Here is a 23,296-nt window from a genome sequence, read left to right as displayed (position 1 = left end):
TGCTGGATGGACCTATGGCCGCAAGTAAAGTGATTGAACGTCTCTTTGAATACGATGATTATCGTAAGTTTCTGCAGGATTATTTTGAAGAGCAGAAAAATCAAAGTGCTGCATTTTCACACCGATTTTTTGCTGCGAAGGCCGGTTTCAAGACATCCTCCTATTGTCTAAATGTGATTCGTGGTCGTTTCAAACTGACAGAAAAATCTGCGGAAAAAATTTCAAAGGCTATGGGCTTGGGTAATCTTCAGGAATCTTATTTCCTGTCGCTTGTAGAATTCAATCAGTCGGAGCGGATTGACAAGCGTGATGTAGCCTGGGAACGGATTTTACAGATAAAAAGGCAAGCTGAATTTACCCATCTCACCAACCGCGAACAGACCTATTTTTCAAAGTGGTATCACCCCATTGTCCGTGAACTTGTGGTAACGTCCAATTGGGCTGAAGACTACAGGGCGTTGGCCCGCATGGTTGTCCCGAACATTACTGCTGCAGAAGCCCGCGGTGCTGTAAAGACATTGATGGAACTAGGTCTTGTCAAAAAGATTGGTGACCGTTATGAAGAAACGTCCCTGATGGTGGATGCAAGTGATGTGTCTCCTATCGCTTTAAAGCAAATCCGTCGCGACTACATTCAGCATGCCTTGAGAGCCGTAGAATGTATCCCGAAGGATGAACAGTACGCTGCTTTCACAACCCTTGCCATGAGTGAAAGTTCATTTAACTATGTTGTCGAAGTGATGCGCGAAGCAAGAAAAAAGATCATGGCTAAAATTTCCAACGATAGGGATGTGGAACGTGTTTATGAAATGATGTTCATGACGTTCCCCATGAGTACGAAGATTCCAAAGGATGAAAAGTGAGAAAATTCTGTTTAGTTCAAATCCTGGGAATTGCTTTGTGCCTGCTGTTGTGTTCCTGTTCTGAAGGAAAGGGCGATGTTGCTGGCGGCATTACTGATATTGACCACTCCATCACTTTAGCGGGAAGAGTTGTTGATGATGCAGGAAATGCCGTGGCTGCAGCTCGTGTTGTTGCCTATATTGACAATTCTATTTCTGTTGTGGATTCCATTGAAACGGTTTCCGATAAGCAAGGCAAATATGAATTAGTAGTATCGGATTCTGTCGGTGATTTAGTCATGCTTTATGCTGAAGCAGAATCGCTCTGTGCGTTGGCAAATCCAAAACTTCAGGAAAATAATGACTTGCAAATAAGCAAGAAAAAATCCTTGAAAGGAAACATTGACGGAGCAGAATCTGGCTATGTTCGCATTAAGGGAACGTCCTTGACTGCAAAGATTTCCAAAGACGGATCTTTTGACTTTGCCGGTGTTCCGTCAAGTGAAGGACTTGTTCTTCAGTACGTACAAGATGATGCTGCGATAGCTTCTTACTCCATTTCTACTGCTGATTCTTCCGATGCAATCATTCTCCCTACATTCATTGAAAAGCATCTTTCCATGGATGGCGGTGAAATGGTTTACGATAACGACTCCACCCTTGCAGAGAATGTGGAATATGTGGATGGAATTTCCGGTAAGGCCATCCTTCTTAAGCCAGGCCAGTTTATTGACTTGGGGACACTTGATCTGACATCTGGCGACTTTACGATTTCTCTGTGGACGAAATGGAATGGCGTAAATGAAAATCATCAAATTCTTGTTGCCCAACGTAGTTATTGGAGCGACAGTACTTCAAAGTTCCAGTGGCATTTTGAACGTACGAACAGCGTCTTTGCTGTAATGAAGAGCGCTCCCAAGGAACCTGTGGAAATAACTTTTGGCGATTCCTCTATTGTTCCTGTTGGAGAATGGTGCTTCTTGACATTGGTTTCCAGGGATCATCAGGTTTCCATGTTCGTGAATGGTGAACAGGTGGGGGAGACTAGCGAATTTACGGCGAATCAGTTGGACGCATCTGTTCCGTTCCGTATTGGCGGTGATGAAATCAGCACCGAAACCTGGGATGGTGCTATTGACGAAGTGCAAATTGAAAGCGTTGCCCGCGATGCTGAATGGATTAAATCTGCGTGGCAAAGCGGTCGTGAAAATCTGTAACACATTTTAAACACACTTTAACACGCTGGAATATTCCAAAATCTTGTATTCCAAACTCCATTGAAATACATTTTGAATGTGTAAGGATGTCACGCTATTGTGGCGTCCTAAAATGGGATGTGGATTATGGAAAAAAAGGTACTCGGTGCCTTGCTTGTTGCAAGTGCATTTTCTTTCGCCGCCAATGGTGATGCCTATACATGGCCGACTTATCGCTCTGATCTGGATTATGATACGAAATCCAACTTAGGTGAAATTAAGCCGCCTACGGAATTCAATAATAACTGCTCTGGAGTTACCGGTAAGAAGGCTGGCAAGTGGTGGGCTTTCTATTGGGGCAAGGATCGCGATGCCCGAATTACCGATGTAACCATCGACAGTATTCTAAAGAAATACGATACCGATTTTACGTATCTTTATGATACCTTGGGTTGGGCCCCTGATGCCCAGGCACAGGAAGGTAAGTACAGTGCTGTCTATTATTACGGCTCCGGCACTTGTGCGGGTGGTGCCAAGTCGGATACTACTGGTGGTTGGCAAACTTATGTCGCTGGCTATACCGCTGTGGCGGCTTCTTTCTATCCGCTTTACAGTTTCAATACCAGTTGTCCTTACCGTGATCGTGTGGCTCAGATGGATGCCATGATTCACGAAGGAATTCACTCCATGACTAACGGCTATCCTGGCGCAAAACAAGCTCACTGGTTCCAGGAAGCGGGCAATACCTGGATTCAGCAGGATATGTTCTCCCACCGCGAAGGTGTTTATAGTGGTATGGGTTTCTTGAATGCGGCGACAGTTATTGCTCCCTTCATGCCTATTGAATGTTACTCTGGCTGGCTTGTGGATGGAACTTTTGGTGGCCCGGGCGCACAAGGTGTAACTGGCAAGAATCAGCGCTATCTTTTGGGTGGTTCTCAGTACAGCAACATTTTCCCCACCTTTATGGGGACTTGGCTCGGTACAGGTTCCGTACGTTGGATTTATGGAAATGCCTACGGCAAGACCACCTATCTTCTTGAAACTTATGCCTTGGAAAAAGGCTTGGGTCCTGAGGCGACCCGTAGACTCATTACTGAATTCCGTGCAAGGATGGCCTTGCTGGATATGAAGAAATGGTCGGAAGAAATCAAGAATTTGCTGAATAACAACTTCGGGGGTACTAGCTACGAAGAACAGTACTATTGGGATAACAACCAGTATCGAAATACCTGGAAAATGACTCCTTATCAGACCATGGCTGCAAACGGGGAATATTTAATTCCCGACGAAGCAACAACCCCGGGTTGGTCTGGATCCAACGTTATTCCGCTGAAGGTTTCCTCTGGTGCAAAGCAGGTGAAGGTTTCATTCTACAACGTGGGCAATAATTCCAATAACACCAATATGAATTATCTGCTTTGCTACCGCGCTACTGATGGCACCCCGGTTTATAGTGAACCCATTACTGGCGAAGGTGCGGTAACTCTCCGTTTGGACAAGGCTCCTTCTGCAACGAATGGTTCCCAGATGGTCTTCGCTGTGGTTGTAAATACCGATTATCAGTACACGGGCAACGAAGATATTCGCAAGAACCATTACAATTACAAAATTAAGCTTGAAGAAGGTTTGAGTGGCGCGGGCGATGCCAATACAAAGTACTACAATAATTTTGTGCTGAAGTATGACTGGCCGGAAATTGGTGAATCCATTAAGCCGGGTTCCTCTAGCTCCAGCGTTTCTTCTAGTTCTTCTGTTGTTCCCGGTAGTAGTTCTAGCAGCGTGAAGCCGAATAGTTCCTCTAGTGTCGAATCCAGCAGCTCTTCTATTGCCGTAACGGATACGGTAAAGATTGAAGTTTCTGCAACGGTTCAAATCAGTGAAGATTATGGAACGTCAAGTGTTGAATTTGAATCCGAAAAGCTTGCGGAGGCTCTTGGAATTTCTGCTAGTAGCATTACGAACGCAACTTTCTTTGCTTTGAATGCAGATGGTTCTATCAATACCAATTCTACAGCCCATGCTCCGGGACATTGGTTCGGTAAAAATGGGGAAGTTGTTGAATGGGGTGAAAACGCCTATGTATTTGCTGAGTGGAACTTGGAAGAAAGCAAAATTTCTTTAGGACATTATCCCAATAGAGTTGCTGCTGGGGAAAGTTACAAGTTTGCCCAAGGCTTTATGAGCGGAAGCAAGATGGTCGTTTACAATATCACTGTAAAAATTGCCAATGATGCTTCTTCTGAGGGAACCTCTGAAATCCCCACAGCCATTGCTTTCAAGAATCGGGGACCCGCTAAAAATATGTCGTTAAAGAATCGTCGCGGAGTTCTTGAAATTAGGTATGCTATCAAACAGCAGGATAATGTGAAAATCAGTTTGTATTCTCCGTATGGTGCGCTTTTGTACCAGAGTATTTCTGGAGTCAAACCGGCTGGTGAATATCAGGAATATCTTGACTTGAATAGTGCAGGTCTTCCGCAGGGAACCTACATCGTGAAGGTTTCTACAGGAACCTACCGCGAAGTCAAAAGCGTTACTGTTGTGAAATAGAATTGTAAAATTCAAGAAGTCAAAAAGTGCACGGATCAATTCGTGCATTTTTTAATTCTATAATTGCAACTAATGATCAAGATTCTTTTTATTTGTCATGGAAATATTTGCCGCAGTCCTATGGCGGAATATGTGATGAAGGATATGGTGCAGGCCCGTGAAGAGGACTTGCGCAAGGTCGGCCTTTCTGCTGAGGATTTTGAAATTCGCAGTGCGGCCACTTCCACCGAGGAAATTGGAAACCCGGTTTATCCGCCAGCACGCCGTATGCTGAACTCCCATGGGATCAATTGCGATGGACATGCTGCACGTCAGATGACTCAGCGGGATTACGATCATTATGATTACATCATCTTGATGGATAGAAATAATCTGCGGAACTTGCGCTGGAATTTATCTCCGGCCCAGTTAAAGGATGATGCGCGGAAAATCACCATGATGATGGATTGGACACGCCGCCCTGGTGATGTAGCGGACCCTTGGTACACCGGAAATTTTGATGCCACTTGGCGCGATGTAAATGAAGGCTGTGATGGCCTGCTGAATCACATTATTGCAAATGCGATGCTGAAATAAAAATAGCGCGACCGAATGGCCGCGTTTTTTTATTTAATGTTTTTCTTGCTTGCGATCCACTGGATAGCGGGTGTTAAAATCAGGAAGAATGCGAACAGGATGCTTGTGGTGGGAGCGTTGATGGCTCCCAGGGGAACAAGGCTTGCTACGGTCCAGGGCACCAGTGGGGCGATGATGACAGATGTGTTTTCCAAAGCGATGGCGCGTTCTTTTTCGTTGGGCATGATGCCTTGGCAAATGTCGTTGGTAAGCACGATGGATAAGGTCTGATTGCAGGCTAGAGCGCAAGTAGCGATGGCGGTAAGTGTCACGCAGCCGAAGGATGAAACTTTTTGTGCGAGACGAGTTATCACGAGGTTCATCTTTTCGAGGATGCCTAGGAGCTTGAAGAGGCCTGCGTAAGTCAGCGATATGATGACAACGAGAATCAGTTTCATCATGCTGAGCATGCCACCGCCGCTAAGCATAGCGGCGATTTCTTCGGGGGCGTCGAAACCGAAGAACATAATTTTCAGGATGTTCGCAAAATCTGCAATGCCCGCGACTTGTGAATTGATGTCGCCTGTGTCAATCGTTCCGCCACCTATAAAATAAATTGCGATACTGATGGCGATGCTTATAAGCATATTGATCTTGACGTTGATGCGGAACAGTGCCAGCACCAAGATGGAGATGGCGGGCAGTGCCATGTACCAATGCAGATTAAAATACTTCGCGAAGATTTCGGATACGTTTGCGGCGGCGCTCTGTGCGTCAGCAAAAAATCCGAGGATGGCGTAAACGGCCAAGGCGATTACAGTGGGAATCCATCCGGTGCGAATCATTCCGCGGATGTTGTCGTAAAGATTCGTTCCTGTTACTTCGGCAACAAGAAGCGCAGACGTTGAAACCGGGGAACAGCGGTCTCCGAAATACGCGCCCGACAAAATCGCGCCGCCGCAAATGGCGGCATCAATCCCGATGGCGTTTCCCACCGTCATGCAAATGACGCCCATGGTGGCTGCAGTCCCTACAGATGTTCCCGTTAAAATGGAAATTGCGGCACACAGCAGAAAGGATGCCGGTAAAAACAACCCCGGCGTTAACGCGCCTGAAGCAAGACTCACGATAAATGCGATGGTACCCGTAGCTCGCCAAAGAGCAGTCAATGCGCCCACAAGCAACATGACGATGGCAATGTTCTTGACCGATGCAACTCCTGCTCCCGCCACTTTAAAAAGTTCAGCGAATCCGAACCCGCGGATTTTTCCGTAGGTCATCAGCAGTACGAATCCAATGGCAAGAGCAATAAGCATCACAAACAAATTTAGGTAATTTTTGTATTTTTTGATTATGGCTATTGGATTCATTCTTATTCTCGCGCTCCTCGGACTTTTCTTCTGGAACATTCGCCAAGTAAAATCCGGTGTAAAAGGTTCCCTGATTGCAGGCGCCTACATCATCGTCACCATCGGCAGCTTTATGCTGTACCGTAATAGCGTCATCTTCAGTTATCTTCAGACGCTAATGATCATCTGGCTTTGTCAGGCCTTGTGGATTTTTCTTTTGTGGGATGTGTTCCGCATTGTTCGACGCCTCAAGACCAAGAAGCGTTTGCTTCAGCCCGATGCCGAGCGCCAAGCCGGTTTTCTCTTTGGAATTTCCTTTGCGTTGACCGTGGTGTTCCTGACTTACGGTATGCAGCACAACGAAAACTACGAGCTGCGTTTTGAAACCATCAAGCTGGAAAATCGCGTGGCACAAAGTCAGGTAACAGATTCTGCTGCGGCCCCTGTTGCAGAACAAAAGAACTTTACTGCCATGTTCTTTAGCGACCTTCACTTGGATATGCTTTCCAAACCCGCCAAGTTGGAACGTATGGTTTCCGAAGCCAAGAGCATCAAGCCGGATTTCATTTTGTTCGGTGGCGACCTTGCGGACATTCACGATTCTGTGATGACTGCCCAGGGCTACGACAAGCTGGTGAAACAGTTGGCTTCCACGGCGAAGATTGCCGCTGTGGCTATCAATGGGAATCATGAAGGCTACATGGAACGTAACGGTTCTGATCCCATGGGCTGGCTCCGTCGTAACGGCTTTGTGGTTCTCGACGATTCTACTGCTTGTTTCCCGGCGGGCAGTTCTAATCAGGCGATTGAGCCTGTCGCTTGCTTTACCGGCCGTACAGATTTCCAGGTTTCCCGCACTCGCGAAGAAACTCGCAAGCCTTTGGCAGATCTTGTTCCTGGCGCTCAGTTAGCTTCCGAGGAATCTGCGAAGCTCCAAAATATTCCTTGGATTTTGTTGGACCATCAGCCCAAGGGAATTGAAAAGGATTACGACGGTCGCCTTCCGGATCTTGCCCTCAGTGGACACACTCACGACGGACAGTTCTTCCCGGGAACCGTTTTCATTGATTTGTTCTGGCGCTTGAGCGTGGGCTTCGGTATTCTTGATAATACCAAGTGGCTCGTAACTTCTGGTGTTGATTCCTGGGGCCCGCCGGTACGTGTAGGCAGCGACACTGAAATGTGGGTCTTGAATTTTGAACGATAGTTCCGTGCGTTAATTTTGCGTGCTGTTTTTTGACTGCAAATTTTGGACCGCTAATTCAAAATTCTACTGCCTTAAAAGCAACTTGTTATTTTCCTGAAGCCCGTCGTTATCGAATCTAACGGTGGGCTTTTTTCCTGCCTTGAATGCTTCTTCGCTTTCGTAGATGGATAACGCCACGCTTACACCAGGCAGTGCTGCCACATTGGTCTCTTTTGCAGGTACGACATTTGCAAACGAGAATTTGCGAACGTCTTCGTCATGGAAGGTGCCCTTTTCAATCTTGATGGTTTCGCCTAACTGAGAAAGAACTTCTCCATCGCTGTTTACGAATTCCGCCACCACATACACGTCAAAGAAACACGGTGCAACGCCGGAATTTTTCACCGTAATGTTCAATGCGTTTTTTGTTTCCTTGTCACCAGTAATGGTCAAAAGTTCAGCCTCTTCAATTTTGAAATTGTAGCCAATAACATGAGTCATGGAATCTGCCAGAGCTTTGTTGTCTTGGTAGAATTTTTCTCCACCGTCGCTGTCCTGGTCCAGAACATAATAAGTCAAGTGTGCGGTTTTAATGGCGCTTACCCAACGGTCGGGAGTCCACTTGTAATAATTCCCGGGCACCACATCGGTGTACTGTAACATGGTGGTGTAGCCGGCAATATTTTCTGCGATGGTGGGCAGATTTGCCTTGTAGGCGCGTACCAAAGAATCGGGCCTTCCCGGGATACCGATAAATCCGTCGTCACGTTTTGTAATGCCGAGGCTTAATGCATAGGTGTAAACATCACCGGAGCCGTTTGAGGGCAACACCAACTGGGTCTTCTTGAAAACAGAAGCGTAATGTTTCAGCATGTCCATTTCAATTTCGGCGGAGGGCATTTCGCTGCCGTCTAGGTGAGAGGCGTGCCATTCACCCCATTCCCCAAAACTGCGGACGTCGATATATTCAATGCGAGGGTCTCCATCGTACTTTGCAGCAAGTGCCGTTCCGAAATCTTTTGCGGCCTGTAAATAGATTGGGTCATCCCAAACAGGAACTTGTGCCTTGTAGCCTTTTCCCTGAAGTGTGGCGGTAGTCTTTTTGGCGCCCATCTCGTAAACGAAATTAGGAGTCCAGTCGTATTTCTCTGTGGGAGTATCGTTTCCTGTAATGTGTGAGGGCGTGTAGGGCAATACGCGGAGTGCATAACCCATGCCGTGTTGTTCAAGAGCGTCTAGTAACTTGTCCAACTCCGTCCAGTCGTAAACATCTTTCGCAGGATTCAACTTGTTCCATTGCTGGTAACCGGAGCCATAAGTGACCAAGTCCCATGCTTTGTTTCCGTTGGCACCGTATGGGCCATATAGAAGGGAAGGGTCAAAGACCCAGGTGCCGCCTGTAGGAACCGTAAAGCCCTTGTGGGGATTGGCCAAAGGACCTTCGAAAGGTTTTAGTTGATAAACTACTTTTGTTGTATCGCCGACAAAGGGCGTTTCACTAGAGCTTGAGCTTGCGAAAGAACTGCTGGAGATGGCATTTGAGCTACTGGATTCGGTGGAACTGCTCGGCAGGTCGATACTGGAGGAACTTTCCGGCAGGCTTTCAATAGGCAAATTCTCGATAGATGAACTTGAAATATCGTCGCCGATTTCGTTACCATTGACGTTATTCCCATTGTCTCCACATGCCCACATAAAGAAGGGCATTAATCCTAAACACGCAAACTTTTTCATGTTTTGAATATAATCTTTTTAGTTTGTTGGTGACGTTTTGGCCGATCTTTGGGTTCTACGGTGCAATCCGGCTTGCCGCAGATACAAAATTATTATACATTTGTTCAGTAATTTTTAGGGTAAAAAAGGAGTAGGAGGGTCGGAACCCCTGTTTTGGGCGTGGTCCGGCACTCTAATAAACTATATTTGGCGGCAATATGGCATTATGCATTGAAACCGATCAATTGGAAACCGTTCAGAGGATCATTGCCCTCCATTTCGAAGGCATGGAAGTCTGGGCCCATGGCGCACGCGTCTCGGGCGTAGATCTTACCCCTGAAACCGAACTCGAATTGGTAGCGATTTCCGAAAAACCTCTCTCTTTTGAGGTTATGACGTCTGTGGAAAAGGCTTTCGTAGATAGTGGTCTCCCGTTCCGTGTAGATATCATGGACTGGGCAAAACTGCCGGAATCCCTCCAAAAGCAAATCAAGAAAGAACACGAAGTGGTTCAGTCCACCGTGGAAGATTAAACTATGAAACGTATCCTTCCTCTGGTTCTTGCCGCAGGTCTTGCGACCTCCATCTTCGCTCAAGATGACTTGGGCAATGCAAAGTCCCTGATTCAGAACGGCAACTACTCTGAAGCAATTTCGGCCCTTCAAAAGGTCTATAAGTCCAGCTTCCGTAAGTCCTCCGGCGAAAAGGCCGCAGTGATGCTTACTGAATGCTACCTCCGCGAACACAACCGCGATGAAGCTGAAAAGGTTTCCTCCCGATTCCTGGAATACTACGTTAAGTCGGACTACCGCGAACGTATGGAATTGGCTAGCGCCATCGTTTCCGTGGAAAAGGGCGCCGTTTATGAAGGCGTTGAATCCATGCTCCGCATCTTGGCCTACTCCAAGAATCCGGCTGCACGTAGCCGCACCAAGGACGTGGTTATCCAGACTTTGGCCGCTTCCCTCCTGAACGCCGACCAGCTCCAGGCTCTCCTGGAAAAGTTCCCGGTGGACAAGGACGTTATCGGCTGGATGCAGCTGCAGATCGGTCGTGAATGCCAGAACGCAAAGCGTTTCCGCGCCGCCCGCTACTGGTACAAGAAGGTTCTCGCTGCAGACGTTGCTGAAAACCTTTCCAACACCGCCAAGAAGGGTATGGAATCTCTCGATGGTACTGGTGCAGGCCAGCCCACCATCCTTGTGCTTGCTCCCCTTTCTGGTGACTTTGCCGAATTCGGTGCTGCCGCAATCCAGGGCGTCATGCTGGCCCACGAACAGGCTGGTCTTCAGGGTAAGGTCAACATCCGCGTTGCCGACACCCGTGCCGACGCTTCCCAGGCTTTGCTCCGCACCCAGCAGGCTGTGAACCAGGACAGCATCGTTGCTGTTATCGGCCCCATCATGAGTGCCCCGGCAGCAACCGTTGGCGCTTGGCTGGGCAGCAACTTCCAGAATATTCCGATGCTCACCCCGACTGCTACCGACGACGGTATCGCCAAGATGGGCCCGAACATTTTCCAGGTGAACATCACCATGGACAACTTGGCCCAGAGCATTGCGGACTTTGCCGTGAAGTGCCTGAACATTCGCGAATTCGCAGTGCTGAGCCCCTTGGGTGATTACGGTTCCGCCATGTCCCAGAGCTTTACCCAGGCTGTGGAACGCCGCGGCGGTAGCATGATTGCCTTCCGCAACTACGAAGAAGGCCGTCCCGACTACAAGACCGAATTCAACCTGCTCCGCGATGTTCGCTTCAAGCAGCTGAACCGTCGTAGAAACATTGCCCGTGGCGCTTCCGACCTGGATGCAGTGAATGCCAAGGAACGTATGCTCTCCATGCGCGACTCCACTTTCAATATTCCGGGTATCTTCATTCCGGCTACCAATCCGGCTGATGCTGGCTCCATGGTTGGCCAGGCTGCCTTCAACAAAATCTCCGGCACCTTCCTGGGAACTTCCGGCTGGTATGGCCGCGAACTCTTGATCCAGGGCAAGCGTCTGGTGGATAGCTCCTACTTCAGCGTGCCTGCTCTCGACATGGGCCGCGACAACCAGAGCCTCAAGGACTTTTCTAGCGCCTTCAAGGAACGTTGGGGTGAAGAACCGGGCGAAGACAAGGTTTCCGGCCTCAGCTACGATGCTGCAAATATCGTCTTTACCGCCATGGCTAAGGGCTCCAGCTCCTTGACCAACGCCATCAACAACATCGGCACCTTCAAGGGTGTGTATGGCGAAATCAAGTTCAAGCGCGGCGCCAACACCAATACCAAGATCGTTACCGTGATCAAGGGCAAGTTCGAAACCCTCGACGGCTGCCCCGCAAAGTAAACGGTAATACCTAGGTGCTTTAGCTCACTTATTGAATCTAAAATTTTAGACACTCTTGCTCATGCAAGGGTGTTTATTTATTTTAATGCTAATCAAGGAGTGTTTATGAAAAAGATTTTATTTGCTTCGTTGGCTTCTGCATTGGCCTTTACCGCCTGCTCTTCCTCCAGCTCTGCTGACAGTGAAGGCTCTTCTGCCGATACCAAGGGCTTTATGGCTCGCTTCAAGGCTAGCTACGAAATCAATACGTCCGCTAATACGATTACATACTCCGAGCCGGTTTGCGAAGAAGAAGATGGCAAGCTGGTCTGGAAGCGTGAAGGCGAAAAGGGAACTTATTCCTACGAGTATGATTCCAAGACGGGTCGTATTACCGTTGACTACGATGGCGATGAAGAAACATACAACTACTCCGGATCCAACTTCCCCAAGGGCGTCTGGCGTGATGCCTATGAAGACGAGAAAGACGGTGCTGTGGCGTCTGTGGAAGTTTATGGCGACAAGACCGTCGAAGCCGGTATCATCTATTCCGGCAACTGTTTCCTCAAGGATATCTTCATGGAAGCTGCTGGCGGTGAAATTAGCGAAGGCCTTGATATGTTGACAGACGTCGAAATCACTTGTGACAAGATTACCGTCATGAAGGACTATACCGTGGAAGTCGTAAGCTGGTCCAAGGATGAAATCAAGGCCAAGTACACCTACGGAAAGGAATCCTGCACCAACTCTTCCAAGCCCCGCTTTGCCTATAATGAAAGCGACTGCAAGGCTGCATACGACGATTTCAAGAATGCCAAGGACGCTGAAGGATTTGATTTCGAGGATTATCCTTACACCCAGTCCAACCCCAAGTGCACCGAGGACTTCACCAATGCTCTGATGATGGCCATTATGGGTAGCATGTTTGGCGGTGAAGGTGGTTTTGACTTCGGTGATTTCGACTTCGGAGGCTTTGATCCCAGCGCCTTTGGTAAGAAGCTTGCCCGCAGCCTGACCAACTTGAAGGTTTCCTCCAAGAAATAAATCGGTGCCTGATTCTCGCGCCTGGAACCGGGTGCAAAAAAATCTCACGCAATAAAGAAGCCCCGCGACCGAAATCGCGGGGTTCTTTGTTTCTAGGAGGAGAGAAGAGATTTTTTGGAGCCTAGTTCTCGTCTAGGCCGGGGTTCCAGAGTGCTGCGGCGACGAATTCTGCGGAATCCCCATTCCTGTAGTAAGCGTGCAGATTGTCGTCGTCCAGAAAGTCTTCCAAGTTTACGCCACCGGTGGCGTCCAGTACTTCCCTGACCCGGGTCTTGTAGTGCTGGAATCCAGATAGGAATAACTGCATGGTGAACCTCCGTTCTTGTACAACATTTATCAAGACTTATCCACGAACACTCCTGAATGTGTATAAGAATTGTTGAAATGTTGTTGAATCCATGACTAATAAATAGATTGTTTTGCATTCCAAAGACTATGACGGGCGTCACTTTTGTGCCATGGCGGCGCCCCTGAAAAGACGACGGTACGAACAAACGAAAAAACGATGATAAAAATCTGCTCGTAACTTATTGATATATAAGGGATTATTTACGGCACTCTAAATGGTTTTCCAACCATTCTTCTTGAAGCGGTCTATTCCATTTTGGAATAGAAAACCTATGAAATTATCTTGTCTGTAGCATCTGTAGGGGCTGTTTTTACCCAAAGGGGATTGTGGATAAAGTGTTGAAAACGATTTTTCGGCGATTTAAACCCACAATTTATCAACAAAAACCGACCGACAGCTCGGCCTCTTGTACTGCTCGTTATTTTTCTATTTTATGGTCAATGGCTACCCGTATTTTTTCCATTGTTTTTTTTGCTTTGACCATGTCCTTTGCCGGTGGCGCCGACACCTTGGGCCTTTTCCTGCCCGAGGTTCAGATGGAAATGTGGAACAAGGCAACGTCCCTTACCATGCAGCTGCGTTATGGTGATGCCATGGAAATGGCCGGTAAGCTTCGCGGGGAAAACGAAGGGGTAGGCTGCCTTCTTGAAAATGTTGTTCGTATCAGCCTCTACGACGACAAGGGCGACACCACAGCCTTGGTGAAGGCCGGCAACCGTCTTGAAAAGTGCAAGACCGACGGCCTCTGGGATGCACTCCGTAAATTTGAAATCGGCTACGTGCAGGGCGAGACGGGACATTCTGTGAAAGGCGCCATGACCACACGTTCTGCCGCAGGCATGTTCGAAGATTCCAAGAACCTGGAAGCCCAGGCGTTCTATGCGATCTACGCCTACTACGTGGACCAGAGTTTCAGCTGGGTTCCCTTCAAGTCCGACAATCGCGCCAAGTACTTGTCTGTTCTGGATTCCGCATCCCTGCAGTCCAAGCGTTTCTGGCCCCTCTTCCTGACTCCGTTAATATGGATGTACTACGACAAGGAAGATTATGCCAAGGGTTTGAAACTTGCTGAACGCGGTCTCTCCAAGGCTCCCAACCATCCGGTGTTCCTGCAGATCAAGGCTGACATGCTTTACTGCCTCAAGCGTTATGACGAGGCTGCCAAGATTTACGAAGCCAGCGCTGCAAGCTATGAAAAGCGCACGGGCAAGTCCATCCGCTACTGGTGTGCAGCATTGAACTTGATTCGAATTTATCATGATGCTGGCCAGAAGGAAAAGTCCGCGGAATGGAAGTCCAGGCTGGACGACCCTGCATACAAGGCTCTTGAAAAATGGATGCCGGGTTCCCTTATCGATGGTCTAAAGAAAAAAGATCTTCTTTAATAGTAGTCCTCGCCCAGGCGGGGGCTTTCTTGTTAAAAAAAAATTAAAAAAATGTACCCGATTCAAAATTTCCTGCGTGTTATAGACAAACAACTTTAACATGGAGGAGATGTGTCTGACAAGACGCTTCGTATTGGGTTCTTTCTCGACGGCTACACGTTGAAGAAAGTCAATGAATATTACAGGGTCCACCACAGGTTCCATTCCAATGTGGATTTCCGGGGGCTCAAGAGTTGGGTTCAAATGCAGGCCTGCAAGCATTTCGGATCGTCCGAGGCGCTCATTGAGATGGAGTGCCATTATTACCATCCTTACAGGAATCCCCATATTTATGGCCGTTCCGTCGAAGGCGTGCTGAAGCTGGAACATGAACTGAGGTCTGCGGGTTTTCAAGTTCACTACAGCGACCATGAGGAAGAAAACGGGCTGCTGGGTCCGAACCTCGGGCTGATGGAGGATGCACTTCTTTTTGCCAGCTATAGCAAGATGCAGGCGGTTGTACTGCTCAGCACCCAGGGGCAGTTTGCGCCTCTTCCTGATCGCCTCCGCATGATGGGAATCCCCACCATGCTTCTGGGCTGGGACTTCATCTATCCTAAGAAGAACCGCACCATCCGCTGGAAGACCGATACCTGCCTGAGGCGTACATGTTCCCACTACATTCCCATGGAGAAGGTGATGGATGCGGGCCTGGATTCTGATGTTCCGCCCCGCGGTTTCTTTTTCCAGAAGGATCGCCCCTTCAGCCGTGGTCGTCCCGCATTGTGGCTAAATAAGAGCGCCTAGTCCACAGGGCCGCACCTGCAAAAAGAAAAGCCCCGTCTTTTGACGGAGCTTTTCAAAACCATGTCTGGCGAGGATTGCCGAAAAGTTGGTTTAGACTAGAGTTTGTCGGCCTGCTTCTTCTGCCAGTCGCTGAGGAAGGTCCAGGTCACGCGGAGACCAAAGAAGAAGGTGTCACCAACGTTGTCGGTGTCATATTCGTATCTCGGGTTCTTGAGTTCGAAGCCTTCGACCTTAAGTTCGTTGTAACGGACATAGCGGTAACCGCCGTAGAGGCCGATTGCAATGGGGTCGAATTCCAGGCGAACTTCAAGTTCTGCGTTGATGGTGGTAGCGAGGGTGCTGTAGTAGCGGTCGCGCATTGTGGCGGATTCGCTGCCATCCACAGAGGAAATGGTGTATTCGGAAGAGAAGTGGAAGTTGATGAGGTTCATACCGACACCAACTGCCGGAATCACGTTGATGAAGCTGTTTTCGCCAAGGATCTTCCAGCCGAACATCCAGTCGGCACCGTAGGTGAACCAGCGGACATCGAACAAGGCGAAGTCGCGGGAGTCGCCGCTCTCAGAGGTGGTGGACACCTTCTTGCCGGGACGTTCGGAAATCTGGGTGGGCATGAAGTTGAAGTCGAACCAGGTGAGGAACTGCTTGTACTGAGCACCGACATTGACGTGGAGGCCCAGGTAGTAGTCGTTGAAAAGCTTGTATTCAGGACCGTCACCGTCAATGGCATAGACGTCTTCTGCGCCAGAAACGGAATAAGCGCCGGTAATGAAAGCGGTACGGTTGACGTAGTTCTGGAATTCGTCAAACATGCCACGGTAGTCACCACCGATGGAGATAAAACCGCGGATGTGTTCCTTTTCGTAGAAGCCGTTGTCTTCGGCGAAGGAACTGGTGGCAAGTGCCATGATGCTGACGAGGGCAGCGGTCAAAAAAGAGGCTATCTTTGTCTTCATAAAAAGATTCCGTTTAAATTTCCGAGTATATAAAATACATTATGTTTGGAAATTTTGCAGTGAAAAAAATCATAAATCGTTAAAAATCAATGATTTACGAACGTTTGGAGGCCTAGAAGTGTTGAATTTATGTGGAAAAATTGGGGCATTGGCATTGGCGGTCTCCTTTTTCTTAGTTGCCTGCGGCGAAAAAAATGGAGCTGAAGGTGCCGGTGCGGTTGCAGAAAAGTCCACCGCGGCGCAGAGATGGAATCTGCCAGGTCAGTCGGATAAGTGTCTTTTTGCGACCTTGAAGCCAAGAAAATTTGCCCAGATGCTGCGGGTTGGAGATTTTTGCGAGCTTGACTTTGTGAAGATTCAGTCCATCGTGGGGCGGGACACATTGAAAAAGACCTTCGTTCTTGTGGATTACAGCAAGGCGTCGGACTTGGAAACGTTAAGCAAGATGAGTTCTTCCGGGAAATGGGAAGACGCTATCGTTCTTAGGGCGCCCCTGCGTCGTGTGGTTGTATTGTCTTCGGCGCAGATCGGGTATATGCTTCGTTTGGGGCTGCAGGACAGGATTGTTGGGGTTGGTGATGGCAAGTATATTGCAGATACCGCCCTGTATGGCCGTGTGGAACGAACCCGCCAGGGAACTCTTGCTGATGGCGAGATTCCGGTTGTAGAAGTTGGCAGTGGTACGGGGCTTGATATGGAAAAGCTTATCGCCCTAAAGCCGGATTTGGTCATGACATTTGCAACGGGTGGTTCCCAGGATGATTACGAGCGTATGGAGAAGCTTGGAATTCCTGTGATGCTGACCTCCGAATGGCAGGAAGACAGCCCCATGGCCAAGTTTGAATGGATTAATTTATATGGAATCCTGTTTGGCAAGTCCGAGGAATCTTACGCCTTGTTCAAGGAAATCCGGCAATCCCTTTCGAAGAATCAGAAGGTGGGGGAGGCCTCTGCCTCCCGGATGGTGGACTGCGAGGGTCCAAGGGTCCTTGCGGGCATGAGCTACGGAGGTGTGTGGTATGCTCCTGGTGGAAACAGCTACACGGGCAATCTCATCAAGGATGCTGGCGGTTGCTACCTGTGGGCAGGCGATACCACCCGCGAATTGAAGCTGACCATTGAAGACGTGATTGCCCTGGCTGATTCCGTAGACATCTGGATCAATCCTGGCATGTTCGGAACGCCCGAAGAAATTCTTGCGGCTGAACCTCGTGCCGCCCATATCAAGGCTTTCAAGAACAAGAAGGTATTCCAGAATGATGGCCGCAAGGGACCCGGCGGAGGAAACGATTTCTTTGAAAGTGCTGTGGCCCGGCCTGCCGAATTGCTTTGGAATTTGAAGAAACAGTTTGGCACTGCTCCGGAAGTTTTACCCAAAACAACCCTAGGGAAGCCAATTAGGCCTATTTCCGTAGATACTTCCTTTGAATGGTACCATAATATTTTCTAATATTGGCAATATGATGAAACCTCACACAGGTATTGGCGACTGGATCGCAGCGAATTATGAACTGGGGACTCCGTTCCTCCAGCAGGTTCCTCGCGACTGCGCCGATTATTTGCTTTTGAATGCCCAGATCCGCGAGTACGACGCCGGTGAAATTATCATCAATGGCGGTACTGTTGGCGACTCCTTCTGCGTATTGCAGAGTGGTAGTGCCGTTATCTGCGGACAGATTTTAGCTGATGGACACTACAATACATTGGCCAGCTTGAATGTTGGCGCCTGCTTTGGTGAAATGTCCATCATTTGTAACGAACCCACCAGCAACACTGTGATCGCTGCCGAAGATGGCTGCACGGTGCTCCACGTTCCTCGCGATGAATTCGTGAAGTTCCTGGACAAGAACCCGAACATCATGGTGTATTTGTACAAGGTGGTGGCAGACCGCCTCCGCGCCAAGAACCAGGCCTTCGATGAATTCGAACGTCTCTCCCTTCTGGCTTCCGGCAAGGTTTTGCCCTTTATCGATTTTGCGCAGACTATGGAGAAGAGCCGTATCACTGGTACGGTCCTTTTCGAAAGCAATGGCGAAAACGGCTTTATCGCTTTCCAGGATGGTCGAATCTGCTGTGCCAAGTGCGGCAAACTGGCAGGTCCGGACGCTCTCGAAAAGTTGCTCTCCTGGGGTGACGAAACCTTGTTCAAGCTGGATACCCACTTGATGCCTGGCATCGTGAACATCAACCAGATGTCCGATACCACAAGCCTCATCTTGGATGCGCTCAGAAATATTGATGAAAAACAAAGTGCGCAGCACTAGCTGGCACAACCACAAGTGCCCCGTATAGGGCAAAGGAAACAAAATGAACTACGCAGACGCTGGTGTATCTCTGGCCCGTGCAGACGAAGCAATGGTCGGAGTCAAGAAGTCCGTCCGTACCACCTTTAACGAAGGCGTTCTCGGTGACGTTGGCAACTTCGGTGGCCTCTTTACCTTGAACCACCTTGGCATGAAGGATCCCGTCCTCGTCAGCTCCGTTGACGGCGTCGGTACCAAGCTCAAGGTCGATATCGAAATGGGTACTCACACCCTGCCTGGCCAGGACATTGTGAACCACTGCTGCGACGATATCCTCGTCCAGGGCGCTCGTCCGCTGTTCTTCCTCGACTACGTTGCAACCGGCCGTCTCGAACCGGGTGTTATGGACCAGCTGGTGGCAGGTATGGCTAAGGCTTGCCGCGAAAACGGTCTCGTTTTGATCGGCGGTGAAACCGCTGAAATGCCGGGCTTCTACGGTCCGGGCGACTACGATATCTCCGGTACCATCGTGGGTGTCGTTGAACGCGAAAACATCATCGACGGCAAGAAGATCAAGCCGGGTACCATCATCCTCGGTCTCCCGTCCACCGGTCTCCACACCAACGGTTACTCTCTCGCCCGTAAGGTTCTCTTCGACGTTGCCGGCTACAAGGTCGACACTCCGCTGGAAGGCACCGACATGACCATCGGTGAAGCTCTCACCATGCCGCACCGCAGCTATTACCCGAGCCTCATTGATCTCTGCAACAAGAAGATCATCCAGGGTCTCGCACACATCACCGGTTCCGGCTACCAGGGCAACATTCCCCGTATCCTCCCGGACAATGTGGATGTTATCATCGACCGTACCACTTGGGATCCGTCTCCGATCTTCAAGCTCATCCAGAAGGAAGGCTCTGTTGAAAAGGACGAAATGTACTCTACCTTCAACATGGGCATGGGTATGTTGATCTTCATCGACCCGGCTGACAAGGCTGAAGTCGTAGCCCACCTCGAAGCCAAGGGTGAAAAGTGGACTCAGATCGGTGAAGTTGTGGAAGGCTCCAAGCAGGTCAAGTTCCGCGACTAAGATGATTCGAGGGAAGGCCGAACCCTTCCATATGAGTCAAAGCAAAAAGCCCGCCGACAAGGCGGGCTTTTGTTATGTTGTTCAAAATATGGCGGTTAAAGCTTGGTCCAAAATTTTGTTAGCGGACCACGTCGTAACGCTTTCCCTTGAATGATGCGTCATAAATCTTGGGAGCGATGTTCGGGTCGATATCGAAGTAGTGGTCGTAGGTGCAGGTGCACTTGGATACGATGGCGTCGTTGCTATAGCTGATGCCAACCCAATTGTAATCGAACTCCATGGAAATTTCTCCGTCAACGTCGCAGTAGTCTTCAACATCCTTGAATAGAATCTGATAGCGCTTGCCATCGCTAATCAGATAGGCGGTGGGAAGTTCGTAATCACGATCCATTTCTTCGTGTATCTTTTCGTATTCGGATTTATTTTCTTTGCATTCACCCTTGCCTATGCCGTACTGATTTGTTTCCATGAGGGTTAGGCCTGCCGTTTTTTCGGTGGGAATGAATGCAGGCGCTTTGACGGTATCGCGGGAAGTGGTGTCTGCTACGGTGGTGTCCACTGCAACACCTTCGAAACGGTAGGTGGTGCCTAGCAGGGAAACGAAGCTTGCGTTCCTTGCGTATTCGTTAGGAACCTTGAAGCTCATGTCAAAATTGCATACGCAGTTGGCCTGGGGACTGCTATCCTGGAGGTCAATAATCAAGGTCATGGTCTTGGCAACAAGGTCTAGCTTGTAGTCGTAAGTAACGCTGACCTGGTCTGGATCCATGCCGCAATTCCCTGGTACGTTGGGAATGGTAATCTGGTACATGCTCCCTTCTAGTTCGGTCCTTTGTGCTAATCCAGGATCGTACAGGCTGTTGGTAAGGTCGTCGTCAAGAGAATTGTCCTTGCAGATGCTGATGGTAAACCATGAGGTACGTTCTTTTTCTTCCTGGGAATATTCTGTCACCAGTTTGAAGGGATCGTTGTTGAACGTGAACGCCTTGGCGGCCGCCTCCTTTTCACCTACGTCAAAAATCAGGTCGCAAACAACGGAGCAACTGGCAGGAATGCCGTCGTTGATGGTGTAGAGGTTCAAGGAGTCTCCGCTCCACTCCCATTCGCTGTGGGCGCCTTTGGAATAGCAGTGAAGTTTTTGGCTCTTGATCTCTATCTTGTAGGATCCGTCTTCCTGGAACAGGAGGGCCTCTGAAACCGGGAACCTTGAGTTGAAATCTCCATCGCAGTTCTTCGTTTCAAAATCACTGACAGTCCTTCCGTTCGAGGGGCCGTTTCCTGAGGTACTGTCGCAGGCGGTCACAGCTGCCATTACGGCGAAGGCTGTCACAGTAAAAAGTGGGAAAATCTTGCTCATTACTCCTCCGAATGTTTTCTCACTACTTTGTAGGTGGTTCCTCTGAAATATATGAATTGCGCATTGGCATCTTCGGGCTTGATGTTGATTTTCAGATCGTAGTAGCAGAAGCCGCAATCAGCCTTAAGCGAACTGGTATCCTGAACAGATATGGTCAGGAGGTTTCCCTGTCGTTCGATGGTGGTGACGGCTATGCTGGAGCTAAAGCCACAATCTTCTTTTGCGTCGGGAATGACAACCTGGTAGGAATCACCGTTTTGAATCAGGTTGATGATGGGCAGTTCCTGTTCCATGGCAATGGGGGATTCGTCGGCCAAGGCGTAGTAGTTTTTTGCAGGGGCGGCTTTTGCCAGGGCGTCGAAAGAGCTTCTCTTGCAGCCGTCGGTATCGAAGCTGGATTCATACTTGTACATGACTGCTGCGGTAGTGTCCGGTACGGCAATCTCCTGGATTGTGGTGTCCAAGGCGATAGGCTCCCGGGTCGTGGTATCCAGGATGACGGGTTCTTGGGTTGTGGTATCCAGGGCGATTGGCTCTTGGGTTGTGATATTCGGAGTTTCAGAGGAATCTTCCATAACGGAATTCTGCGGATTAGTTTCGCCGGAACAGGCCATCAGGGCCATGGATCCAACCATCATTAATTCAAAAAGCTTCTTCATTGTTGCTCCTCCAGGGTTTGTATTTCTGGATTGTGTTGTTTTATGGTTTTATAATAGATTTATAAATGAAACAAAAATTGCTGAAAATCACAAATTTTTCTTAATATTTAAGATGATATTGTATAATTGTTGATGTAAATGATACAAGCTGTTTTATATAGGCGCTGGGTACGAATCGGGAACATTTTAACCTTTCAAAAAGGCGTCAACTGTTTGAAAATGGCCTAGGGGAATTTATTTTTTTGATCTGGATTTCGATAGCGCGTGTTTGGTGTACGTGGCGCAAAAAAAGAGGTTCTATGAAGCATCCTTTTTACAAGAGTTTAGTGGCAGCAGGAGCCTTGGCTTTGGTTGGCTTGGTAGCCTGCGGTGATGACAATCCTTCCAATCCTAGCGGAGGTGATGACTCCTCCAGTTCTGTTGTCCAGGTTCTCCCTGGCGTTAGCAGTTCCTCTGCAGGTGTTGTGCCGGGTTCTAGTGCAACGGTTCCTGGGTCAAGTGCTATGGTGCCTGGCTCTAGTGCCGTAGGTGGTGCGAGTTCAGCCATTGTAGGCGGCGATATCCCTGCAAGCGACACCCCCGCAAGCTCCAGCAGCCAGAAAGTGGAACTTGATGCCAGCGGTTTCCCCACCATTGAATCTTATGGTGCACCTTCTCCGGAATACACCAAGGACATTTCCGCTACTGCAAAACGTGGCTGGAACACCCGTTACTGGGATGCCTGTAAGCCTCATTGCTCCTGGCTTAGGGAAAGTTCAAACGATACGACCCGTGCTGATACATCCTCGAACGAAGCCTATGCGGCTGGCTTGATGACCGCCCGCAACTGCAACATCCATGATGTGGAAGTTCCCACCTTTACGCTGGGTGACGTAAGCAAGTCCTGGCTGGGTTACAATGGTACCAGAAGTGCCTGCGGCGCTGAAAAGGAGAAGGGTGTATTTACCTGCACCGACATGGCTCCTATTGCGGTGAATGATACGCTCTCCTACGCATACGTCGCTGGCACCGCCGATAGCAAGTGCGGCAAGTGCTATCATCTGCAGTACGATGGCCACTTCAAGGACGAAATGGAAAACAATCCGCCTAGGGAGACCCATAAGTCCCTCAAGGGAAAGCATCTTGTGGTGATGGCATCCAACATTGGTATGGATGTGGCTGGCGGCAATCCCAACCTTCCGGCAGGTCAGTTCGACTTGATGGTGCCGGGTGGTGGCGTTGGCGCCTTTGATGCTCTTTCCACCCAGGTGAACGGAGCCAACGTGAACTGGGGTGCAGGCTTTGGCGGTTTTCTCACGGAATGCCAGAATCAGTATGGCTATGATGCCTCCATGGCGACTTACCAGAATTGCATCAAGGACATGTGTGATGCCGCATTCGGTAATGCAGGCCTTCCCAACCTGCTTCGCGGTTGCCATTGGTTTGCCGACTGGTATATGGCTGCAGACAATCCTACTTACTACATCGAGGAAGTGGAATGCCCCCAGTACCTGGTGGATCATTACATGACCCGAATTAACACCACCGTCGAAACCAACATCAAGAAGGTCACCGACTGGTCCACCTTCAAGGAAGGCGATGTGCTGGATACCTTGCATTGCTGGAAGGCTGGCGAAGCTCCTGTAGAACCTGGTGGATGGCAGAATCCCAGCGCCGGTTGCGACGTACCCCAGTAGTGACTGGGCGCACTTCGGGAACATTTTAAGCTTCCAAGGAACCGTCAA

At 49.2% G+C, this 23,296-nt stretch carries 20 protein-coding genes; 14 read left to right on the top strand and 6 right to left on the bottom strand.

Annotated features, from left to right (window positions below; all coding sequences use genetic code 11):
- Positions 1–14: 14 nt before the first annotated feature.
- The 4 genes from MJZ25_07175 to MJZ25_07160 all read left to right on the top strand — a co-directional run bounded on the left by MJZ25_07175 (position 15) and on the right by MJZ25_07160 (position 5,167).
- The gene (locus MJZ25_07175) at positions 15–863 is read left to right on the top strand and encodes a TIGR02147 family protein (GenBank protein MCQ2123952.1); all 849 of its coding nucleotides are present in this window, start codon (positions 15–17) and stop codon (positions 861–863) included.
- Positions 860–2,059 carry a LamG domain-containing protein gene (locus MJZ25_07170; GenBank protein MCQ2123951.1) on the top strand — a complete coding sequence of 400 codons (1,200 nt, stop codon included), beginning with the start codon at positions 860–862 and terminating at the stop codon, positions 2,057–2,059. Before MJZ25_07175 ends, MJZ25_07170 begins: the two co-directional genes overlap by 4 nt.
- Before the next feature lie 126 nt (positions 2,060–2,185).
- Positions 2,186–4,591, top strand: coding sequence for a DUF4859 domain-containing protein (locus MJZ25_07165; GenBank protein ID MCQ2123950.1), 2,406 nt, complete (start codon positions 2,186–2,188; stop codon positions 4,589–4,591).
- Between the two features lie 72 nt (positions 4,592–4,663).
- Positions 4,664–5,167, top strand: a complete 504-nt coding sequence (locus MJZ25_07160) for a low molecular weight phosphotyrosine protein phosphatase (GenBank protein ID MCQ2123949.1) — start codon at positions 4,664–4,666, stop codon at positions 5,165–5,167.
- Between the two features lie 29 nt (positions 5,168–5,196).
- Here the strand turns inward: MJZ25_07160 and MJZ25_07155 are convergent, their stop codons facing one another.
- Positions 5,197–6,462, bottom strand: a complete 1,266-nt coding sequence (locus tag MJZ25_07155) for a hypothetical protein (GenBank protein ID MCQ2123948.1) — start codon at positions 6,460–6,462, stop codon at positions 5,197–5,199.
- Positions 6,463–6,499: 37 nt separating this feature from the next.
- On the opposite strand from MJZ25_07155, the gene MJZ25_07150 reads away from it, so the two are divergent.
- Positions 6,500–7,702: a metallophosphoesterase gene (locus MJZ25_07150; protein MCQ2123947.1), complete on the top strand. Its 1,203-nt coding sequence runs from the start codon at positions 6,500–6,502 to the stop codon at positions 7,700–7,702.
- A gap of 63 nt (positions 7,703–7,765) precedes the next feature.
- Here MJZ25_07150 and MJZ25_07145 read toward each other — a convergent pair whose 3' ends face one another.
- Positions 7,766–9,415 carry a beta-galactosidase gene (locus tag MJZ25_07145; protein ID MCQ2123946.1) on the bottom strand — a complete coding sequence of 550 codons (1,650 nt, stop codon included), beginning with the start codon at positions 9,413–9,415 and terminating at the stop codon, positions 7,766–7,768.
- 197 nt (positions 9,416–9,612) lie between these two features.
- On the opposite strand from MJZ25_07145, the gene MJZ25_07140 reads away from it, so the two are divergent.
- The 3 genes from MJZ25_07140 to MJZ25_07130 all read left to right on the top strand — a co-directional run bounded on the left by MJZ25_07140 (position 9,613) and on the right by MJZ25_07130 (position 12,747).
- On the top strand, positions 9,613–9,927 hold the full coding sequence (locus MJZ25_07140) for a nucleotidyltransferase domain-containing protein (GenBank protein ID MCQ2123945.1): 315 nt from the start codon (positions 9,613–9,615) through the stop codon (positions 9,925–9,927).
- Between the two features lie 3 nt (positions 9,928–9,930).
- A complete protein-coding gene (locus MJZ25_07135; GenBank protein ID MCQ2123944.1) occupies positions 9,931–11,724 on the top strand; it encodes a penicillin-binding protein activator in 1,794 nt (597 codons plus the stop codon).
- Between the two features lie 105 nt (positions 11,725–11,829).
- On the top strand, positions 11,830–12,747 hold the full coding sequence (locus MJZ25_07130; GenBank protein MCQ2123943.1) for a hypothetical protein: 918 nt from the start codon (positions 11,830–11,832) through the stop codon (positions 12,745–12,747).
- A gap of 121 nt (positions 12,748–12,868) precedes the next feature.
- Here the strand turns inward: MJZ25_07130 and MJZ25_07125 are convergent, their stop codons facing one another.
- Positions 12,869–13,054 carry a hypothetical protein gene (locus MJZ25_07125; GenBank protein ID MCQ2123942.1) on the bottom strand — a complete coding sequence of 62 codons (186 nt, stop codon included), beginning with the start codon at positions 13,052–13,054 and terminating at the stop codon, positions 12,869–12,871.
- A gap of 482 nt (positions 13,055–13,536) precedes the next feature.
- On the opposite strand from MJZ25_07125, the gene MJZ25_07120 reads away from it, so the two are divergent.
- Positions 13,537–14,481 (top strand): hypothetical protein, encoded by a 945-nt coding sequence (locus MJZ25_07120; protein ID MCQ2123941.1) that lies wholly within the window; start codon positions 13,537–13,539, stop codon positions 14,479–14,481.
- A gap of 111 nt (positions 14,482–14,592) precedes the next feature.
- Positions 14,593–15,267: an NYN domain-containing protein gene (locus MJZ25_07115; protein ID MCQ2123940.1), complete on the top strand. Its 675-nt coding sequence runs from the start codon at positions 14,593–14,595 to the stop codon at positions 15,265–15,267.
- A gap of 95 nt (positions 15,268–15,362) precedes the next feature.
- Here MJZ25_07115 and MJZ25_07110 read toward each other — a convergent pair whose 3' ends face one another.
- Positions 15,363–16,223, bottom strand: coding sequence for a hypothetical protein (locus MJZ25_07110; protein MCQ2123939.1), 861 nt, complete (start codon positions 16,221–16,223; stop codon positions 15,363–15,365).
- A 313-nt stretch (positions 16,224–16,536) separates the two neighbouring features.
- Between MJZ25_07110 and MJZ25_07105 the strand changes: the two genes are divergently transcribed.
- From MJZ25_07105 to purM, 3 genes are read left to right on the top strand one after another with little or no spacing between them, the layout of a single operon-like run.
- On the top strand, positions 16,537–17,673 hold the full coding sequence (locus MJZ25_07105) for an ABC transporter substrate-binding protein (GenBank protein MCQ2123938.1): 1,137 nt from the start codon (positions 16,537–16,539) through the stop codon (positions 17,671–17,673).
- Between the two features lie 10 nt (positions 17,674–17,683).
- Positions 17,684–18,487: a cyclic nucleotide-binding domain-containing protein gene (locus tag MJZ25_07100; GenBank protein ID MCQ2123937.1), complete on the top strand. Its 804-nt coding sequence runs from the start codon at positions 17,684–17,686 to the stop codon at positions 18,485–18,487.
- A 43-nt stretch (positions 18,488–18,530) separates the two neighbouring features.
- Entirely contained in the window at positions 18,531–19,556 is a 1,026-nt protein-coding gene (purM, locus tag MJZ25_07095; GenBank protein MCQ2123936.1) for a phosphoribosylformylglycinamidine cyclo-ligase, read from the top strand.
- Positions 19,557–19,674: 118 nt separating this feature from the next.
- Here purM and MJZ25_07090 read toward each other — a convergent pair whose 3' ends face one another.
- Positions 19,675–20,913, bottom strand: a complete 1,239-nt coding sequence (locus MJZ25_07090; protein ID MCQ2123935.1) for a hypothetical protein — start codon at positions 20,911–20,913, stop codon at positions 19,675–19,677.
- Entirely contained in the window at positions 20,913–21,572 is a 660-nt protein-coding gene (locus MJZ25_07085) for a hypothetical protein (protein ID MCQ2123934.1), read from the bottom strand. The genes MJZ25_07090 and MJZ25_07085 overlap by 1 nt, the downstream gene beginning before the upstream one ends.
- A gap of 299 nt (positions 21,573–21,871) precedes the next feature.
- On the opposite strand from MJZ25_07085, the gene MJZ25_07080 reads away from it, so the two are divergent.
- Positions 21,872–23,248, top strand: a complete 1,377-nt coding sequence (locus MJZ25_07080; GenBank protein ID MCQ2123933.1) for a glycosyl hydrolase family 5 — start codon at positions 21,872–21,874, stop codon at positions 23,246–23,248.
- The last annotated feature ends 48 nt before the right edge of the window (positions 23,249–23,296 follow it).

Source organism: Fibrobacter sp., from assembly GCA_024399065.1.
Taxonomy (GTDB): domain Bacteria; phylum Fibrobacterota; class Fibrobacteria; order Fibrobacterales; family Fibrobacteraceae; genus Fibrobacter.
The sequence above is the reverse complement of the archived record's forward strand: the minus strand, read 5'-3'. Positions and strand labels throughout refer to the sequence as shown.

Excerpts from the sequence above, each read along its gene's own strand:
- MJZ25_07175 (MCQ2123952.1), top strand. The coding sequence starts at position 15 with ATGGCCGCAAGTAAAGTGATTGAACGTCTCTTTGAATACGATGATTAT.
- MJZ25_07165 (MCQ2123950.1), top strand. The coding sequence starts at position 2,186 with ATGGAAAAAAAGGTACTCGGTGCCTTGCTTGTTGCAAGTGCATTTTCT.
- MJZ25_07160 (MCQ2123949.1), top strand. The coding sequence starts at position 4,664 with ATGATCAAGATTCTTTTTATTTGTCATGGAAATATTTGCCGCAGTCCT.
- MJZ25_07155 (MCQ2123948.1), bottom strand. The coding sequence starts at position 6,462 with ATGCTTATTGCTCTTGCCATTGGATTCGTACTGCTGATGACCTACGGA.
- MJZ25_07150 (MCQ2123947.1), top strand. The coding sequence starts at position 6,500 with ATGGCTATTGGATTCATTCTTATTCTCGCGCTCCTCGGACTTTTCTTC.
- MJZ25_07145 (MCQ2123946.1), bottom strand. The coding sequence starts at position 9,415 with ATGAAAAAGTTTGCGTGTTTAGGATTAATGCCCTTCTTTATGTGGGCA.
- MJZ25_07140 (MCQ2123945.1), top strand. The coding sequence starts at position 9,613 with ATGGCATTATGCATTGAAACCGATCAATTGGAAACCGTTCAGAGGATC.
- MJZ25_07135 (MCQ2123944.1), top strand. The coding sequence starts at position 9,931 with ATGAAACGTATCCTTCCTCTGGTTCTTGCCGCAGGTCTTGCGACCTCC.
- MJZ25_07130 (MCQ2123943.1), top strand. The coding sequence starts at position 11,830 with ATGAAAAAGATTTTATTTGCTTCGTTGGCTTCTGCATTGGCCTTTACC.
- MJZ25_07125 (MCQ2123942.1), bottom strand. The coding sequence starts at position 13,054 with ATGCAGTTATTCCTATCTGGATTCCAGCACTACAAGACCCGGGTCAGG.
- MJZ25_07120 (MCQ2123941.1), top strand. The coding sequence starts at position 13,537 with ATGGCTACCCGTATTTTTTCCATTGTTTTTTTTGCTTTGACCATGTCC.
- MJZ25_07110 (MCQ2123939.1), bottom strand. The coding sequence starts at position 16,223 with ATGAAGACAAAGATAGCCTCTTTTTTGACCGCTGCCCTCGTCAGCATC.
- MJZ25_07105 (MCQ2123938.1), top strand. The coding sequence starts at position 16,537 with ATGCTGCGGGTTGGAGATTTTTGCGAGCTTGACTTTGTGAAGATTCAG.
- MJZ25_07100 (MCQ2123937.1), top strand. The coding sequence starts at position 17,684 with ATGATGAAACCTCACACAGGTATTGGCGACTGGATCGCAGCGAATTAT.
- purM (MCQ2123936.1), top strand. The coding sequence starts at position 18,531 with ATGAACTACGCAGACGCTGGTGTATCTCTGGCCCGTGCAGACGAAGCA.
- MJZ25_07090 (MCQ2123935.1), bottom strand. The coding sequence starts at position 20,913 with ATGAGCAAGATTTTCCCACTTTTTACTGTGACAGCCTTCGCCGTAATG.
- MJZ25_07085 (MCQ2123934.1), bottom strand. The coding sequence starts at position 21,572 with ATGAAGAAGCTTTTTGAATTAATGATGGTTGGATCCATGGCCCTGATG.
- MJZ25_07080 (MCQ2123933.1), top strand. The coding sequence starts at position 21,872 with ATGAAGCATCCTTTTTACAAGAGTTTAGTGGCAGCAGGAGCCTTGGCT.